The 14,106-nt window shown below is 46.5% G+C and carries 12 protein-coding genes and 1 riboswitch; of the genes, 2 read left to right on the forward strand and 10 right to left on the reverse strand.

The window, feature by feature from the left end; all coding sequences use genetic code 11:
• Positions 1-189: 189 nt before the first annotated feature.
• The 8 genes from recQ to lysA form a co-directional block, all read right to left on the reverse strand.
• Positions 190-1,965: a DNA helicase RecQ gene (recQ, locus tag JUE95_RS10795; RefSeq protein ID WP_203651475.1), complete on the reverse strand. Its 1,776-nt coding sequence runs from the start codon at positions 1,963-1,965 to the stop codon at positions 190-192.
• A 176-nt stretch (positions 1,966-2,141) separates the two neighbouring features.
• Entirely contained in the window at positions 2,142-3,233 is a 1,092-nt protein-coding gene (gene asd, locus JUE95_RS10800) for an aspartate-semialdehyde dehydrogenase (protein WP_203651476.1), read from the reverse strand.
• An 88-nt stretch (positions 3,234-3,321) separates the two neighbouring features.
• On the reverse strand, positions 3,322-4,506 hold the full coding sequence (locus tag JUE95_RS10805) for an aminotransferase class I/II-fold pyridoxal phosphate-dependent enzyme (RefSeq protein WP_203651480.1): 1,185 nt from the start codon (positions 4,504-4,506) through the stop codon (positions 3,322-3,324).
• A 55-nt stretch (positions 4,507-4,561) separates the two neighbouring features.
• The gene (gene dapB, locus JUE95_RS10810; protein ID WP_203651482.1) at positions 4,562-5,341 is read right to left on the reverse strand and encodes a 4-hydroxy-tetrahydrodipicolinate reductase; all 780 of its coding nucleotides are present in this window, start codon (positions 5,339-5,341) and stop codon (positions 4,562-4,564) included.
• Between the two features lie 17 nt (positions 5,342-5,358).
• Entirely contained in the window at positions 5,359-6,267 is a 909-nt protein-coding gene (gene dapA / locus JUE95_RS10815) for a 4-hydroxy-tetrahydrodipicolinate synthase (RefSeq protein WP_203651490.1), read from the reverse strand.
• A 40-nt stretch (positions 6,268-6,307) separates the two neighbouring features.
• Positions 6,308-7,459, reverse strand: coding sequence for an N-acetyldiaminopimelate deacetylase (locus tag JUE95_RS10820; protein ID WP_203651491.1), 1,152 nt, complete (start codon positions 7,457-7,459; stop codon positions 6,308-6,310).
• 4 nt (positions 7,460-7,463) lie between these two features.
• Positions 7,464-8,174, reverse strand: a complete 711-nt coding sequence (dapD, locus tag JUE95_RS10825) for a 2,3,4,5-tetrahydropyridine-2,6-dicarboxylate N-acetyltransferase (protein ID WP_203651493.1) — start codon at positions 8,172-8,174, stop codon at positions 7,464-7,466.
• 49 nt (positions 8,175-8,223) lie between these two features.
• The gene (gene lysA / locus JUE95_RS10830; protein WP_203651495.1) at positions 8,224-9,540 is read right to left on the reverse strand and encodes a diaminopimelate decarboxylase; all 1,317 of its coding nucleotides are present in this window, start codon (positions 9,538-9,540) and stop codon (positions 8,224-8,226) included.
• Between the two features lie 101 nt (positions 9,541-9,641).
• Positions 9,642-9,821, reverse strand: a riboswitch (Lysine riboswitch).
• Between the two features lie 363 nt (positions 9,822-10,184).
• Here lysA and JUE95_RS10835 point away from each other — a divergent pair.
• Together JUE95_RS10835 and dapF are read left to right on the forward strand one after the other, a co-directional pair.
• Complete coding sequence (locus tag JUE95_RS10835) at positions 10,185-11,549, forward strand: aspartate kinase (protein ID WP_203651497.1); 1,365 nt, start codon at positions 10,185-10,187, stop codon at positions 11,547-11,549.
• 82 nt (positions 11,550-11,631) lie between these two features.
• Positions 11,632-12,642, forward strand: a complete 1,011-nt coding sequence (gene dapF / locus JUE95_RS10840; RefSeq protein WP_203651499.1) for a diaminopimelate epimerase — start codon at positions 11,632-11,634, stop codon at positions 12,640-12,642.
• A 68-nt stretch (positions 12,643-12,710) separates the two neighbouring features.
• On the opposite strand, the gene JUE95_RS10845 is transcribed toward dapF, so the two are convergent.
• Positions 12,711-13,019, reverse strand: a complete 309-nt coding sequence (locus JUE95_RS10845; protein ID WP_203651501.1) for a DUF7671 family protein — start codon at positions 13,017-13,019, stop codon at positions 12,711-12,713.
• Positions 13,020-13,026: 7 nt separating this feature from the next.
• Positions 13,027-14,067, reverse strand: coding sequence for a lipoate--protein ligase (lplA, locus tag JUE95_RS10850; RefSeq protein WP_203651509.1), 1,041 nt, complete (start codon positions 14,065-14,067; stop codon positions 13,027-13,029).
• Positions 14,068-14,106 lie beyond the last annotated feature (39 nt).

Consider the following 14,106-nt stretch of genomic DNA (forward strand, 5'->3'; position numbering starts at 1 on the left):
CTCGGTGAAATTCCAGATTCCACCAATTGAATACACGCTAGTTTTTCTGCCAGCGTGTATCTGGATCCTTTCTTTCCCATACAAAAACTCCCTCTATAGTACACAAGCTTTAATTATTTGCTTGTCTACTATAGAGGGAGTATAGCCGGCATCCGCTGATGTCAGTCCTTTTTGTGTCGTTATTTTTCATTAATTTGCTTCTGTTTGAGGGATGTTGTCACTGGCAAGCTGCAATTCTTTAAGAAACGCTTCGCCGTATTTAGCTAATTTACTTTCACCAACACCGCTAACCGTCAGCATTTCTTCTTCGTTTTGCGGCATCACTGCACACATATCACGCAATGTTTTATCCGAAAAGATCACGAATGGCGGCACGCCCTGCTTCTTAGCAAATTCACGACGAATTGCCCGCAAACGTTCAAAGAGATCATCATTTTGCGGCAGTACGTGGGTCGCCTGAACCGCAACCTTTCGATAAACCTTCTCTTTTCCCTGCAAAACTGCCACGCCAAGGTCGCTTACTCGCAGTACTGGGTATTGGCCGCCTTCAGCCAATAGATAGCCTGAAGCCGTCAAAAAATCGATCAGCTCCGCCACGGATTTTTGCGATGAACCCTTCATAATTCCGTATGTCGTCAGCTCATCAAAGTGAAACTCCTTGATTCGAGCCACGCTGGAACCGGTCAGCACCTGGGCAACCAGGATCTTCCCAAAGCGCTCATTCATCCGTTTAACGCAGGACAGCACCTTTTGCGTATCCACTGTAATATCTTGCTGTTCGCGGTCATCTAAACAGTTGGAGCACTGACCGCAATCCGTGCCCTCTTCACCGAAGTAGTTCAGAATAAAGCGTTGCAGGCACTCTTGCGTATTAGCGTACTGCGTCATGTCCTGCAGCTTTTCGTATTCACGTTTCTTACCGGCATCGTCACGCTCCGATTGATCGATCAAAAAGTGTTGAATTGAAACGTCCGACTGCCGGAACAAGAGGATTGCTTCGCTTGGCAAGCCATCCCGTCCCGCACGACCAGCTTCCTGATAATAGGATTCAAGGCTGCCGGGTACCTGAGCGTGAATCACAAACCTCACGTTACTTTTGTCAATGCCCATTCCAAAGGCATTCGTGGCCACCATGACTGGGACCCGATCGTAAAGAAAGTCCTCCTGATTCTTACGGCGAACATCCTTAGATAACCCGCCGTGATACATAGCAGCGTCAATGTGTTTTTTATTAAGTAACTTAGTCAGCCGTTCAACCTCTTTACGAGTGCTAGCATAAACGATACCGGACTGACCGGGGTTCTGTTTGAGATAATCGACCAAATACTTATCGTTATCCTGATGCTTAATGACTTTAAAGGCTAAATTAGGACGAGAAAAACCGGTCTTAACCTCTTCCGGGAGGCCTAATCGCTGCTGAATATCCTTTGCCACAATGGGTGTTGCAGTAGCCGTTAAAGCAATGATTGTTGGTTGGCTGGGCAATTGCTGAATGGTTTGCGCCAGATTGAGGTAACTAGGCCGAAAATCGTGGCCCCACTGAGAAATACAGTGTGCTTCATCAATGGCCACTAAATCAATGGGCAGTTCAGCCAAGCGGTTGAGATAACCCGAATCAAGTCGTTCCGGTGAAACGTACAGCAATTTAACCTCACCGTTAGCTGCGTCGTTAAACCGCTGATTAATCTCCTCATAATCCAGTGAAGAATTAATAAAAGTCGCCGCAATCCCGTTTTCGTTAAGCGCGTCAACCTGGTCTTTCATTAGTGAAATCAGCGGTGAAACAACCAGCGTAACCCCGTCCAACATCAGTGCAGGGATCTGGTAGCAAAGTGATTTACCGCCGCCAGTAGGCATAATGGCCAGCACGTTTTGATGATTCAAGACGTCGTTGATCGCCTCTTCTTGCCCGGTTCGAAAGCTATCGTAACCGAACTGGGATTTTAATATGGTTTGCGGCTTCATGAATTTCAGTCCCCTTCAAAATAATCTTCTTCCAGTTTAACAGAATACTGGTCCTAATGTTAATTACGGCAGTCACGTAAACAAACTTTAATACCAAACAAAAAACCGCTAGGCCTGCATGTAACAGGACCTAACGGTGAACAGTTAAACAAATTGCTTAACTGGTTTGGAGGACTTTATTTAGCTGTAAGATAACCCTGCGCCTTTAACAATTCAGCACATTCAACGGCACCGCCGGCAGCTCCACGGGCAGTGTTATGGGATAAACCGACAAACTTCCAGTCGAAGATCTTATCTTCACGCAGCCGACCAATGGAAACTCCCATTCCGTGCTCGTAGTTCACATCCAGGCGAACCTGCGGGCGGTCATCTTCAGTCATGTAGCGAATAAACTGTTTAGGCGCACTTGGCAGCCCTAACCGTTGCGGTTCGCCGCTGTAGCTTTCCAGTGCATCGATCAAATCCTGTTTTGTTGGATTCTGACGGAAGTTAACGAAGGCTGCAGCAGTATGACCGTAAAGAACCGGAATCCTGATACATTGTGACGTGATCACCGTATCGTCAGCTGGTACGATGGCCTTTTTTTCGTCATCAACGTGGCCCCAAATTTTCAGCGGCTCGCCTTCCGACTTAGCTTCTTCACCAGCAATGTACGGAATCACGTTGCCTTCCATTTCGGGCCAGTCCTTGAAAGTTTTGCCGGCACCGGAAATGGCTTGATAAGTCGTAGCAATCACTTGAGTGGGTTCAAATTGACGCCAAGCTGACAGCGCTGGCGTGTAACTTTGAATCGAACAGTTAGGCTTAACTGCGATAAAACCGCGAGTAGTCCCTAAGCGTTCCCTTTGATACTTGATCACATCAGTATGATCCGGGTTCACTTCCGGGATCACCATTGGAACATCCGGTGTCCAACGGTGTGCGCTATTATTTGAAACGACTGGGGTCTCCGCCTTAGCATAGGCTTCTTCCAGCTTACGAGTGTCAGCCTTATCCAACTTAATGGCGCTAAAGATGAAATCAACTTGCGATGCAATCTCATCTACTTTAGCTGCGTCGTGAAGGACCATTCCTTTAACTTGTTCAGGGATGTCGCCTTCCATCTTCCAGCGGCCCTTAACTGCTTCAGCATACGTCTTGCCAGCACTATGTGCACTTGCGGCAACTAACGCAATTTCAAACCAGGGATGATCAGCTAAAATCTTAATAAATCGCTGACCAACCATACCCGTTGCACCAATAATTCCTACTCGTAGTTTCTCACTCATCAGATATCCCTCGTTTTCATAACACATAGATTTCAAATTAGTTTTTAATAATTAGCATTAAACTTTATTTTGCACAATTAGTCAAGCGCTAAGCCTTACTGGCTAAAAAATGCTTCATCCGTTTCATTGCTTCAGTCAAATCCTCATCCGAGGCAGCGTAAGAGAAGCGGATATAGCCTTCCCCACCGGCACCAAAGGCACTGCCGGGAACACCGCCGACTTTGCTCTGTTCAGCCAGATCATAAGCAAACTTAACATCGTCTTTGCCATAGCTGGCAGGGATTTTAACAAAGGCGTAGAACGCACCAGATGGTGTGGCCATTGACAGACCCATTTCATCCATCGCAGCTTGCACGAAATCACGACGCTTCTGATAGACTTCACACATCTTCACTGGGTCTTGAAGCCCATTATGCAACGCTTCAGCAGCCGCGGCCTGCGCTGGGTTTGATGGTGATGTCACCATAAAGGCGTGCATCTTGGTGGCATTAGCAATCAGTTCTTTTGGTCCTGCCATGTAGCCCATTCGGTAGCCGGTCATGGCGTGTGACTTGGAAAGACCATTTATTAGAATCGTCCGCTCTGGAATAACGTTCGCGATTGAGTAATGTTTAACCCCGTAAGTTAGCTCACTGTAAATTTCATCAGCGATCACAAATAAATGATGATCAGAGATTACCTTAGCCAAGCCCTCAATCGTTGACTGCGGATACTCAACACCCGTTGGGTTACCCGGGTAGTTCAGCAAAACAGCTTTAACTGAGTCGCCCTCTTCGTCCAGAACTTTTTCCAGTCGTTCAGGTGTCAAAATAAAGTCACTGTTTGACGTATCCACCTGAACGGTAGTTGCGCCAGCGATGGTCACAAGTGGAAAGTACAACGCAAAAGCTGGCGTTGGAATAACCACCTTATCACCAGGATTCAAAATGGTGAATAAGGCCGCACAGATGGCTTCAGTAGCACCTACTGTGGCAATAATTTCAGTTTTCGGGTCGTAATCTAACCCCTGACTTTCCATCAGGTAATGGTGAATACCCTCACGTAAATAAAGGGTTCCCTTTTGAGGTGAATAGTGGGAATCATTATCTTGAATGCTTTTGATGGCAGCGTTTTTAACGTGTTCTGGGACGTTCATATCAGGTTCTCCTAAGGTCAACTGAATGATCCCCGGAATCGTTGAAAACTTTTGGGCAACTTCCCGGATACCGGAAGGACCCACTTGATTCAATCGTTGATTGACCTGCTGGATTAAATCACTGGCTAATTGAGGCATATTGTCACTCCATTTTTAGTTAAAATTAATAATCAATAATAAAATTATAAATCAATTAAAGCACATTTTCGAGGCCAACCACTAATTCCTTTAAATTTTGGACGTGATCCATAGCCACTTTGACCCCACCCATAAACGACTGACGGTCAAATGAATCTTGGCGAATGGTTAAAGCTTCACCGGGGCCGCCAAACAAAACTTGTTCATGAGCGACGTAACCTGGCAAGCGCACCGCGTGAATGTGAATCCCGTGGTAGTCACCGCCACGGACGCCTGACAAACTCTCAGTTTCATCAGGATTTCCCTGTTCATGTTCCGGTCGCACTTCGTCTATCAGCTTAGCTGTACTTAGCGCCGTTCCAGAAGGCGCATCCGCCTTGTTGTCATGGTGCATCTCAATAATTTCCACGTCTGGGAAGTATTTAGCAGCTTCCTTGGCAAACTTCATTAATAACACGGCTGACATACCGAAGTTGGGCGCAATCAAGCCACCAAGCTGTTTAGCAGCAGCTAAATCCTGCAGTTCCTTCTCTTGTTCATCGGTTAAACCGGTGGTTCCAATTACGGGATGAATGTCGTGTTCAATTGCAAACTTGGTGTTGGCGTATACCGCGCTTGGCAGCGTAAAGTCGATCCAGATGTCAGCATCGGTTTGAATCTCGTTCAAGTCGCCATAAATGGTGACCCCGGCTGGCAAATCATAATCTTTAGGATCTTTAGAAGTAATTCCCGCAGCAAAGCCGGCAACTAATTCGTAGCCATCGCTTTCCTGAACTAACCGAACCGCTTTTTGACCCATTGCACCGGTAAAACCGGCAACTAATACTTTTGTCATTTTAAAAACTCCTTGTTCTACTTCACTAATTCATCTGACAGCGCGTCTTCATCCATGCCCAAGGCAAGGGCTAATTGACGGGATTCTTCGTCGTTTAGCGATTGAATTGGTAACCGGCAGTCACCAACACCGTAGCCTTGAGCGTTTAACACAGCTTTAACGGGTGATGGTGATGGAAACATGAACAGCGCTGCCATCTTTGGTGTTAACTGACGCTTCAAACCGCCAGCCTTAGTCAAATCACCGGCGTAAAGCGCATCGTACATCGCCCGGATCTGCTCACCATAAATGTGTGAGGCAACGGAAATGACACCCGCTCCGCCAACAACCCGAGCGGATAGTGCCTGAGCATCTTCACCGCTGTAGACATAGAAGTCATCTGGGGTATGCTCAACCAAGAATTCGATGTCATCAATTGATGTGCACTGCTTAACACCAACGATGTTAGGGTTCTTGGATAAAGTAACCACCGTATCATTAGCCATGGTAACACCAGTCCGGCCAGGAATATTATAGATGATGATTGGCTTTTCAGCAGCGTCTGCCACCGCCGTAAAGTGGGCAATCATACCACGCTGGCTGGGCTTGTTGTAATACGGGACAACAACTAATTCGTAGTCAACACCCTGAATTTCACTGACTTCCTTAGTAAGGGCTGCCGTTTCACGGGTGTTATTACTGCCAGTACCGGCAATCACCGGTACGCGGCCACCAATAATTTGACCAAAACGGGTGTACAACTCAATTTTTTCATCGTGGGTCAGCGTTGGGGTTTCACCGGTAGTTCCACCGATAACAAAGCCCTTGCTGCCGGTATCAATCAAGTGGTTGGTTAATTTCTCCAAAGCGTCATAATTAATGTGATCGTTTTCGTCAAACGGTGTGATGATTGCGGTCATTAAGTCTGCGTTTTCTAATGTTGTCATGATACGTCTCCTTTATATTGAGTGAATCAATTACAGTTCATTATTCAGCCATTCTGGCAGTCATAAAACCGGTAATGGCACTGATACCCGCCTCAATGGACGACTCCTTGGGGTTCAGCGTTGCTGAGTGAAGCTGTGAATCATCTTCGACCCCCAGCCAGAACATCGTCCCCGGAATCTTTGAGAGCAAGTAACCGAAGTCCTCGCCCGTCATAGCAGGTTCGGTTTCAACAAAGTTTACGTCAGGATTATCTTTCATATAGTTAATGAAGCGTTTGGTTAATTCCGGATTGTTTTCCACCGGTAAATAACCGCCCTGATTCAAGCCAACAGTGACTTTAGCGTTAAAGCTCCGGGCAATCCCTTCACCGACATCTTGAAGGCGCTGATCAATTCGTTTAATCATCACTTGCGTCAAGCCGCGAATCGTTCCCTCAATGTGGGCATGGCCAGCAATCACGTTACGAATCGTGCCGGCTTCCAGTTTACCTAAGGTGATCACGCCGCCTTCAATGGGGTCGATGCTGCGGGAAATGATGGTTTGCACCTGGTTGATCAACGCTGCTGCAGCCACCACCATGTCGTTAGCGTCTTGAGGATAAGCCGCGTGGCCGCCCTTACCCTCAAGGTCAATGTTGACCTCAGTGGTACCGGCAAACAACGTGCCCATTCGGCAGCCGATAGCCCCGGCTGGTAAATCAGGATTATCGTGCAGCCCGTAAAATTCATCAGGCTGCCATTGCCCCTTGAAGACCCCTAGCTCATACGCAAGCTTACCGCCGTTTTCGCTTTCTTCAGCTGGCTGAAAGAAGAACACCATGTTATCCGTTGGCTGATGTTCAGCGAAATAGCTCAGCACGCCTAACGCAACGGTCATGTGAATATCGTGTCCGCAGGCGTGCATCACACCAGGATGCTCAGAAGCAAATGGTAATCCGGTTTCTTCAGTAACGGGTAACGCATCAATATCAGTCCGGTAACCAACTGTGCGTTTGGGCGAACTGCCTTCAACTCGTACAAGTAAACCCGTTGGTAAATCCGGAATCTTTTTGACTTGCAAGTGCGTTTGGTTAAATCCCGCAATTACTTTTTCCAGGTAAGCTGACGTCTGCACTTCTTTTAAAGCCAATTCCGGAATCTGGTGCAAGTGTCTGCGAATTTTGATCAATTCTTGTTCCGTTAGCACTGCCATCTGATCACAACTTTCTTAAATCGTCTTCAAGGCCGGTCTTTGATTCAGTCTTTTGGTCGACGTTTTTAATGAACCGTGCTGGTACACCAGCAACCATGGTATGCGGTGCCACGTCCTTAGTGACTACCGCGCCGGCGGCAACCACGGCACCTTCACCAACGTGAACACCTTCGATGACCACGGCATTGGCGCCAATCAGCACGTTATCGTCAACCCGAACTGGTTCGGCGGAAGCGGGTTCAACCACGCCTGCCAATACGGTTCCGGCACCGATGTGTGAGTGCTTACCCACGATGGCACGGCCACCAAGGACAGCTCCCATATCAATCATGGTATCATCACCGATTTCAGCGCCGATATTAATCGTGGCGCCCATCATAATAACAGCGTTGTTGCCAATTAATACTTGATCGCGAATGATGGCACCTGGTTCGATTCGCGCATTGACTTCTTTCATATCTAATAGCGGTACAGCTGAATTACGAGTTTGGTTCTCAACTTCAGTATCGGTAATTTCTGCTTGGTGCTGATCAAGAAAAGCTTTAACATCCGACCAATCGCCGAACAGTACACCAGTCTTTGTTTCAATAAAGGCTTTGATACTGTCTGGAACCTTTAAATCTGCTAAATCACCCTTAATGTAAACCTTAACTGGTGTCTTTTTGGGTGCATTGCCAATGTAATCAATAATTTCCTGTGCGTCTAATTTTGCCATGTGATAACCTCATCTCTCTAAGAATTAAATATAATAGGTAGTTTTTTATTTAAAATGATTTTGGTAGTGGCTGATCTAACCGTGTCAGATCAGCATAGGTTTCTCGTTTAACCACCAACGCTGATTGCCCGTTTTCAACGAAGACCACTGCTGGTCTTGGGTTTCGGTTGTAGTTGGATGCCATGGAATAGCCGTAAGCCCCGGTATCTAAAATAGCGAGTACGTCACCGGGCTGGCTGGCTGGCAGTGGCTGCTTATCGATCAAAATATCGCCGGATTCGCAATACTTACCGGCAATGTGGACCGTTTCCGTCGGTACCGCAGTTGGCTGGTCGACAAGAACTGCTTCATATTCAGCTTGATAAAGTGCTGGCCGAATATTATCGCCCATCCCGCCGTCCACCGTAACGTACGATGTCAATCCAGGAACGTCTTTGCGGGAACCAATGGTGTAAAGGTTATAACCGGCTGGCCCTGCAATGGAACGGCCAGGTTCGATCCAAACCGCTGGCATATCAAGATCTTGATCCGCTGCGCTTTGCTTAATGGTCTTGACGATGGCATCAACGAAGTCTTCAGGTGCTAATGGATGATCTTCCTTGGTATAACGAATCCCGAAGCCGCCGCCCACGTTGATAACCTCTGGTTGATATTGATACTGATTATGCCAGTTAGCAGCAATTTCAACTAACTTCTTAGCTGCCATCTGGAAACCGTTCAGTTCAAAAATTTGGGAGCCGATGTGTGCGTGGATACCCAACATGTTCATGCGGTCGTTTGCCAGCACTTCTTGGAGGGCTTCATCCGCTTGCCCAGTCTTCAAATCGAAGCCGAACTTACTATCTTCTTGCCCGGTAGAAATATACTCGTGGGTATGAGCTGAAATACCTGGGGTAATTCTCAGCATAACCGCTGAACTGGCATCTTGCTCCTTCAGTACTGAATCCAATAACTCAATTTCATGGAAGTTATCTAGCACAATAACACCAACGTGGTGCTTAACGGCCATTTCCAGTTCATCACGGGATTTATTGTTGCCGTGAAAACTAACCCGTGCCATTGGGAAATCAGCCTGAATAGCTGTAGATAACTCACCGCCGGAAACCACATCGATGTGTCCTTGTTCCTGGTCGATTACTTGGAACATCGCCACCGTGGCAAAGGCTTTGCTGGCATAACTGACTGCGTAATCTACGTCGTTTGATTCAAAAACTGATTTGAACCGCCGAATCTGGTCACGAATTTTAGAAACATCGTACACTGCCAGTGGTGTTTGGTATTTCGCCGCTAACTCATCCGCGTCGACTCCGCCAATGGTTAAATGTCCTGCTTCGTTAATCTGTTCGTTCGTCAATTGCTCGCTCATGTTTTGCCCTCCGGTGTGATTAATAGATTGTACGAAAAAGGTCCTTTTGTTTACGCTAAACAAAAGGACCCCATGTTTAATGACTCATTCAGTATGGACTCATTTTCGATAGCGCTCCGCAGACGTTATATCTGCGACAGTCCGTGACTTGTTAAATCACGTCCCAGCTAACTGCAAGCTGTTACAAGCAGCGCTTCGGCAACGTCCCCTTTTGGTCCACCTCATCGTCATAACAGTGACTGAGTGAACTGACTAATGTCGGTTGCAACCTCTTCGATTTAATCAAATTCTATAATTGTTTTCTAAGATAGTCAAGGAAATTATGAAAATAAAAGTGCGGAAGCGAGCGCTTAGAGACTGGAGCCTAAGGACACTGGGGCGTAAATCCCGAACTTGGATTTATGCCCCAGTGTCCTTAGGTGCAAGTCTCTGCTCGGTGAAGCCTGATTGGGCAACGTTGCCACGCCACCCTTTCCACACCGCCCAAAAACTAAATTTCAAAAAAATTTACATCCTACTATTGCCCCCCAAAACCAACCTCATTTCCGTCAAAGAAAGATTTGCCAAAGCAAAATAAACTGTTAGAATTCAATGTAATTATTAACTGTTTCTGGCAAAAGTCAGATGGATAAGGAGTGTTAGATGTGAAAGTCGTTAAGTTTGGTGGCAGTTCGTTAGCTGACGGACCCCAATTTGAAAAGGTAATCTCAATTATGAAAGCTGATCCGGAGCGTCAGGTGATTATTACCTCCGCGCCAGGAAAACGTCATGAAGGCGACATTAAAGTGACAGATCTGCTCATTCAATATGCAAAATTAACGATTAAACATGCAGACACCAGTGATGTTTTTAACCAGATTTTTGGTCGTTATCAGGCAATCGGTGACTACTTCCACTTAGACGAAAACGCCCTTGCGCCCATTTGGCAGGCTTTGAGTGAACTGCCGACAACTGACTATCCCGACGATGACTATCTCATGGCCGCCTTTAAAGCTCATGGTGAGCGTCTAAACGCCCGTCTAATGGCCACTGTGATGAATCACCTGGGCATCAAGGCTCGCTTTGTTGATCCCAAAGAAGCGGGGATCATTGTCAGCGATGAACCCAACAACGCAACGGTGTTGCCGGAAACCTACGAACACTTAGCACACCTATCCGTTGATGATACAGTGCTGGTCTTTCCCGGCTTCTTCGGCTTTACCCCAGAAGGTCAAATTGCGACCTTTTCACGTGGCGGATCAGACATCACCGGTGCCATTGTCGCCCGCGGTTTAAAGGCTGATTTATACGAAAACTTCACCGACGTGGATGCAATTTACGCAGCCAATCCCAAACTGGTTGATCATCCCATCGCCATTCACCGAATGACTTACCGGGAAATGCGTGAACTCTCATACGCTGGGTTTTCGGTATTCCATGATGAAGCTATTATCCCGGCAATTCAGGGTGAAATTCCCATCAACGTTAAGAACACCAACCGCCCTGATCTACCAGGAACTCTAATTGTTCCCGAGAAAGACTTCACACCGAATCAAACGATCACCGGGGTTGCTAGTTCAACGCGCTTTGCCGCGCTTTATCTGCACCGCTACCTGCTGAACAAGGAAGTCGGTTTTACCCTGAAATTACTGCAAGTGTTCAAGAAGTATAACGTGTCGTATGAACACATGCCTTCAGGGATCGATGATCTGACTGTGATTTTTGATAAAACGCAGTTTGACGACGAAACCGTCCGTAAAATGTGTCACGACATTCAAGAAGTACTTGAGCCGGACACGCTAGAATGGATCGATGACTACGCCATCATCATGGTCGTTGGTGAAGGTATGCGGAATAAAGTCGGTGTCATTGAACGAATTATCCAGCCACTGGTCAAGCACAACATTGGGGTTCACATGATCAACCAAGGTGCCTCACGAATTTCAATCATGCTGGGAACCCGCCGTGCCGATGCTGGCGAAGCTGTAAAGAGTATCTATAACGCCTTTTTCAGTAGCGAGCTGGTTTAAAATAGACTTAAAAGAGAGACTTTTTATTAAAAGACTGATAGAATGACAGCACGATTATTTTCAACAATAAGGAGTAAAAAATATGGCGCAATTACGTAAAGTACACGGGTCCGAAAACCGCTTTTTCTTACTGGACCAAACAACTCTCGATCAACCGCTGAACGACGGCGAACTGTCTGCCTTAGCCCAACAGGTTACCAATCCTAAAACGGGTATTCTAGACGGTGCCGACGGTGTATTAGTTGTTAACTCATCGTCACACGATAACGTTTTAGCTCAAATGCGGGTAATCAATGCTGATGGCAGTGAAGCCTCAATGTGCGGTAATGGACTACGGACCGTTTCACGGTATTTAGCTGAGAAAAATCACACTAATCAGTTTAAGGTTGAAACCATGACGGCTGATTTACAGGTAAGTCGCCAAAACGACCTCGCCCCTGAAGTGCCAGCATTCAGTGTAGAAATTTCACCCGTTCGCTTTAAACCAGCGGATTTTCCGTTTACTAACCTTGGTAACGACGCCTTGATCGACCAGCCGGTACCAGCCTTCGTCCCCGGCTTAAACTTTACCGCAATTGCCGTTCCTAACCCCCACTTGATCAGTTTTGTGGATGAAGAAACCATGAACGGCGAAGCGCTGGGCGAATTAGGGTCACGCTTGAACGGCGTAAATGACTATTTCCCAGATGGTGTAAACGTTAGTTTCGCGCAAATTCTAGGCAAAAATCAGCTCTTTGTCCGCACCTATGAACGGGGTGTTGGGTTTACTAATGCTTGCGGAACCGGTATGTCAGCCACCAGTTTAGCCTTTGCCATGACTCACCCTAACCTGGGACAATTCGACCGCACCATCACCGTTTATAACCCTGGTGGTATGGTAAAAACTCAGGTACACCAGTCTGACAACCGTTACTGGATCGACTTAATTGGGAACGCTACGCAGACCCATCTCATTGACGTGGATGAAGCAGAGCTTCACGGTGTTAACGTCACCAGTGAAACGGCTTCAATTCAGCAGACGGAAGAAGAAGCGGCCTACCTCAAGTTTGTTGATCAATTACCAAAGGTTTCCACAATTGCCGTTAAAAAGTAGAAATGCATGTATATGCAAAAAGACTGATTATTCAGCGTTATTAAAGCTGAATAATCAGTCTTTTTGATTTAGTTCAATTTGGTTTTAGCCAGTGCAATCAAATCATCACTGACAAACTCACTAGTAAAACGCTGCATCGGGGTAATTGCGTGCCGGTCCTTATACGCCACCGGTTTAGTAGCAATGACTGCCACGGTTAAGTGATTTTCGGTCAAAAAAACCTGACCGATTCGCTTAAGCTTACCCTTGGTATGCCGACCAGTACGCCAGGAATGAAGCTGAAAATCCGCTTCATCACGAATCACGTATTGTCCGCTGTCATCCTGTTCTACTGGGACACCAATATATTCTTCGACTGGATACTTTGCTTTTGCCATGCTTCACCTACTGTTTTTCAATTAATAATTCGTTAACTAGTGCTTCAATCTCCGCATCATTCAACGCCTTGCGTAACCAGCGTTTGTTAAGGCGTTTCTGTATCTCACTTCTATTTAAAGCGGCATTCTCCAGCTGACCCTCTAATTTACGTGCCAGCTTTTCCTCTAACAAATCACCATAAACCGCAGCTTTGGTAATCTGCTGACCCGTAACCATCAAATTGATTGCCACTGATCCCGCCTCAAATTGTTTAAATCGATACCGATTGAAACCAGGATTAGACCCGAAGTTCCAATCATTCGTTCGGTACTGTTCTGCCAACCGTTCATCGATGATCTGCCAATCATGATCATTTAAACGATACGTTTCAATCTCTTCTAAATGGTCAACATGAAACAGTTTTAATAACAACTGTGTCTTAAATTGTTCACTGGTCAGCTGCTGATATTCGGGTGATAAATGCTTTTTAATATTTTCAATGTTACTGCGATTTGACTTGACCCACTTACCATTGACTCGCGTTTCAACCGGATGAAGCGCCTGACTAGCGGCTTCCAGGTTCATATCATACATCAGTGTGCCACCAGCTGCGTACGAATCACCCGATTTAACCATGGTCATTCCAGTGAACTTATGGTCGTTGACTACCAAATCGGAGTTCCCCCGCAAAACGGCATCCGTTGCCCCTAGTTCATGCAGCGCGTCGAGAATTGGCTGAGCAAAGACGCTGTAATTGCCCCATTCCGCGTCGTCGTTAGTGTCGCCCACCACAATGTTTTCAAACACTAGGTTGCCCATGTCATGATAAACTGCACCGCCACCGGACGTCCGCCGAACTAACGCAATGTTATTCTCACGCAAATATGGTACGTTGACCTCGGCAAAAACGTTTTGGTTCACACCGACAATCACAGAGGGTTCGTTAATGTACATGATCAGCCCGTGACCCGGTAATTTCAGATCATTGATCAAGTAGTTATCAAGCGACTGGTTCACAATCGGATCATAGACTGGTTTGCCATCACGGCTCGTATCAATTAAGAACATAAGAGTGGCCCCTTTTTCGGATATTTAATACCTCTATTT

Source organism: Secundilactobacillus yichangensis (assembly GCF_016861565.1).
Taxonomy (GTDB): Bacteria; Bacillota; Bacilli; order Lactobacillales; family Lactobacillaceae; genus Secundilactobacillus; species Secundilactobacillus yichangensis.

Coding starts and splice junctions, on each gene's coding strand:
- recQ (WP_203651475.1), bottom strand. CDS start 1,965: ATGAAGCCGCAAACCATATTAAAATCCCAGTTCGGTTACGATAGCTTT.
- asd (WP_203651476.1), bottom strand. CDS start 3,233: ATGAGTGAGAAACTACGAGTAGGAATTATTGGTGCAACGGGTATGGTT.
- JUE95_RS10805 (WP_203651480.1), bottom strand. CDS start 4,506: ATGCCTCAATTAGCCAGTGATTTAATCCAGCAGGTCAATCAACGATTG.
- dapB (WP_203651482.1), bottom strand. CDS start 5,341: ATGACAAAAGTATTAGTTGCCGGTTTTACCGGTGCAATGGGTCAAAAA.
- dapA (WP_203651490.1), bottom strand. CDS start 6,267: ATGACAACATTAGAAAACGCAGACTTAATGACCGCAATCATCACACCG.
- JUE95_RS10820 (WP_203651491.1), bottom strand. CDS start 7,459: ATGGCAGTGCTAACGGAACAAGAATTGATCAAAATTCGCAGACACTTG.
- dapD (WP_203651493.1), bottom strand. CDS start 8,174: ATGGCAAAATTAGACGCACAGGAAATTATTGATTACATTGGCAATGCA.
- lysA (WP_203651495.1), bottom strand. CDS start 9,540: ATGAGCGAGCAATTGACGAACGAACAGATTAACGAAGCAGGACATTTA.
- dapF (WP_203651499.1), top strand. CDS start 11,632: ATGGCGCAATTACGTAAAGTACACGGGTCCGAAAACCGCTTTTTCTTA.
- JUE95_RS10845 (WP_203651501.1), bottom strand. CDS start 13,019: ATGGCAAAAGCAAAGTATCCAGTCGAAGAATATATTGGTGTCCCAGTA.
- lplA (WP_203651509.1), bottom strand. CDS start 14,067: ATGTTCTTAATTGATACGAGCCGTGATGGCAAACCAGTCTATGATCCG.